Origin of the sequence: Streptomyces griseus, assembly GCF_001715295.1 — a bacterium.
In the GTDB taxonomy this organism is placed as follows: domain Bacteria; phylum Actinomycetota; class Actinomycetes; order Streptomycetales; family Streptomycetaceae; genus Streptomyces; species Streptomyces griseus_G.
The window spans coordinates 566,404-569,547 of sequence record NZ_MDKB01000004.1; the positions used below are offsets into that span (position 1 = coordinate 566,404).

Here is a 3,144-nt window from a genome sequence, read left to right on the forward strand (position 1 = left end):
CTGTGGGCCATGATCCGCGACGGAGCGTGCTACCAAGCCACACCACCAGTCACGGCAGCTGCTTGACAACGTCATTGGGAAGTTCCTTGTCGTTCGCGGGGGTGGTGATGACCAGCCTCGGCGGGTCGTGGAACGGGTGCCAGGACGAGTCGTGCCTGGGTACGGCGCACCCAGGCACGCGCGGCAGAGCGCGGCTTGGCCTGGGAAGGTGACCAGTAACGAGCTCGGAGATTCCCTGCGCGCCCACCGTGCCTGCCGGCGCCCTGACGACGTCGGGGGCTCGCCTCGTACGGCGCGCTCTGCGCGGCCCAGGTGCGTACGGCGAGGTCGTCGTGCGGGTGGGCCGGACGCGGCGGCAAGCACAAGGAGCCCGACCGTGAGCAACGTCGCAGACGCCGGGCGACCTGGAACCGCTACGACGGAGTGCGGCACCTGTTCGCCGCCTACGACCTGGACAAGGACAAGCTCTCCATGGTCCGCCGCTACATCATCTGGCGGAACAAGGCCGTCGAGAAGTGCCTCACTGTCCTCGTCCACAGGGTGAATGCCGTCCGACCCGCGCCGCCGGCGTCTTCCGGGTCGTCAGGTCCGGGTCGGTGGCGCACTCATCGCTGCCGTCAGGAACGTGATCGCCCATCGCCGGGCCGCCTCGCCCGCTACCGGGGACGTGCAGCCTGGGGAGGGCTGCTGGTGGACCTCGAGGCGGTCGACGGCCGCCACGGCAAGGATCCCCCGCATCCGGAACCACAGCTCCTCCGGGGAAAGGCCGGGCAGTACGCGCGCGAAGGCCGCGAGGTAGCGCTCGCGGACCGTGTCCTCGCCCGGGCCGGTCCAGCTGCGCGCCTCCTCGGCCGGGTCGCTGAGGATCGTCACGATCAACCGGGACGTCCGGGCGCCGCCCTCGTCGCCGGCCGACATTTCGTCGAACAGCGGCCCCGCGAATGCCTCCACCAGTTCGCTGACCGATGGGTCGGGGGTCCGGGCGAGCAATGTGTCGAGCCCTGCGCACTGGGCAGCGTTGATGGGCTCGATCACGCGGCGGGCGACTGCGGCCATCAGCTCCGCCTTCGACCCGAAGTGGTAGCCGACGGCGGCCAGGTTCGCTCCGGCGAGTTTGGTGATCGCGCGGACCGAGGTGCCGCGGTATCCGTGCTCGGCGAAGAGGTGCTCGGCCGCGTCGAGGAGCTGGGTGCGGGTGTCTGGGGTCGCCACACGAGGGACTCTACCTATGCTTGAATGAAACGAACGTATGATTCAATCGAACGTGTGAAAGAAGGCTGTCATGAAGCTGCTCGTGTACGGCGCCGGGGTGTGCGGCAGCCTGTTCGCCGCCCGCATGCATGAGGCCGGCCACGACGTCTCGCTCCTCGCCCGGGGTGGGCGCCTGACCGCTCTGCGCCAGCACGGCGTGCAGCTCGCCGAGGGAGACAGCCCGGCTGTCAGGCGGGTACCGGTACCGGTGATCGAGCACCCGGGCGGCGAGTACGACCTGATCACCGTCTTCGTCCGCACCCACCAGGTGGACGCGGTGCTGGAATCACTCGCCGGCGTCCAAGGTGATGTGCTGTTCCTGCTCAACTGGGCGGCCGGCCCGGAGACGCTGGGCGCGGTGATCGGCCACGAACGGGTGCTGCTCGGATTCCCCATGACGGGCGGCACGATGGACGGCGACGTGATCCGCTACCGCAAGAGCAGTTTCATCACCCGTCGGGTCGCGATGCCGATCGGCGAACCCGACGGCCGCACCACCCCGCGACTGCAACGGACAGTGGAGACGTTCCGTACTGCCGGGATCAACGCCAAGGCCGAGCCGCAGATGGACGCCTGGCTCAGGACGCACGCCGCATTCGAGGTGCCGCTCGGACAGGCGGTACACGCGGCGGGCGGTCCGGTAGCGCTGGCCGACGACCCGGACGCGGTCCGCGGCATGCTCCACCTCATACGGCAGAACCTCGCCGCGATGGAGACGCCGCCGGTACCTCGCGCGTTCGCCGCGTTGCGGGCTCTGCCGCAAGGGCTCCTCGTGGCCGTGCTCCGGCGCTTTCTGAAGAGCCCGACGGCCGTGCACAGCGGACTCAACGACCCCTCGCCTGCCATGGCGGCCGAACTCGAGCAGCTGACCGAACAGCTCCGCGCCTCTGCGAGAGCCCGCCAAGCGACCCAGGACGGCGAAAACCTCACCACACACACCACGTAGTTGCCCAGGGGATACGGATGTCGTCTTCTTGCCGCAAGGCGCCGGCAGCAGCTTGGCGACTACCTTTCCCTGCCGCCGGAGGATCATTACCAGAAGGGCGCCTTACGCCGTTCCGGGTTGAAGCACTCGGTAGCGAAGATGCGTCACGTCTCGGTCCTCGAGCCGTCGCACGAGGTCGAGTTCGATGTGATCGCTACCCAGGCGCTCGAAAAGCCGTCGCCCGTCGCCGAGAAGGACCGGCACCAGGTGAATCTCCATCTCGTCCATCTGCCCGGCGCGGAGCAGTGCTCGGGCCGCTGCCGCCCCATGGACCATGACCGGACGGTCCCCTGCAGCGGCGCGAGCCAGACGCGCGCATTCCTCGACATCGGTGACGAACCGCGCGTGGCCGGGTGGCACGTCCCCGCCAGCCACCTGGTGGGTGAGGACGAAGATCGGTACGCCGCCGTGGTGATCGCCCTGCCAGCGCCCGGCGAGTTCGAAGGTCCGACGGCCGGAGATGAGTGCGCCGGTCGCCAGCGCTTCGCGGTACACCTGACCGCTCGGACCGTCGGACTCCCGGTCGTCCAGCCAGTTGAAGAGCCGTCCACCATCGCGTCCGAGCTCCTGCCCCGGGCGATCGTCCGGGCCGGCGATATAGCCGTCGAGTGACATCGACATGTACAGCCGGATCGGGTTGTGCATCCTGGCCTCCATCTTTCCTCCGTGACACCGGGTTCCGACGTGCCCTGACCCGTCGGCGGGGCGAGCTGTCGGAGGAAAGACTTCAGGCGCTTGGCGAACGTGCCGGCTCGACGCGCCGGTGTGTCGCCAGGAGTGGGGCTGAAGCCCTGCCCCTTGAAGTGTTCTCCCGGCTGGGGCCGGGAGATTCCTGCTTACCTCGCGGCAGCGGGCTTGACGCGCTCCGCGCGCCTGACGACTGCCCTCCCGGCAGCCGGGATGAGCGC

General features: G+C 69.1%; 3 protein-coding genes. 1 reads left to right on the forward strand and 2 read right to left on the reverse strand.

The window, feature by feature from the left end; genetic code table 11:
• Nucleotides 1-582 precede the first annotated feature (582 nt).
• Nucleotides 583-1,212, reverse strand: coding sequence for a TetR/AcrR family transcriptional regulator (locus BA175_RS24145; protein WP_069173582.1), 630 nt, complete (start codon nucleotides 1,210-1,212; stop codon nucleotides 583-585).
• A gap of 70 nt (nucleotides 1,213-1,282) precedes the next feature.
• Here BA175_RS24145 and BA175_RS24150 point away from each other — a divergent pair, with 70 nt between their 5' ends.
• Nucleotides 1,283-2,197 carry a ketopantoate reductase family protein gene (locus BA175_RS24150; protein ID WP_069173583.1) on the forward strand — a complete coding sequence of 305 codons (915 nt, stop codon included), beginning with the start codon at nucleotides 1,283-1,285 and terminating at the stop codon, nucleotides 2,195-2,197.
• A 102-nt stretch (nucleotides 2,198-2,299) separates the two neighbouring features.
• Here the strand turns inward: BA175_RS24150 and BA175_RS24155 are convergent, their stop codons facing one another.
• Nucleotides 2,300-2,881: a dihydrofolate reductase family protein gene (locus BA175_RS24155; protein WP_069173741.1), complete on the reverse strand. Its 582-nt coding sequence runs from the start codon at nucleotides 2,879-2,881 to the stop codon at nucleotides 2,300-2,302.
• Nucleotides 2,882-3,144: the final 263 nt, after the last annotated feature.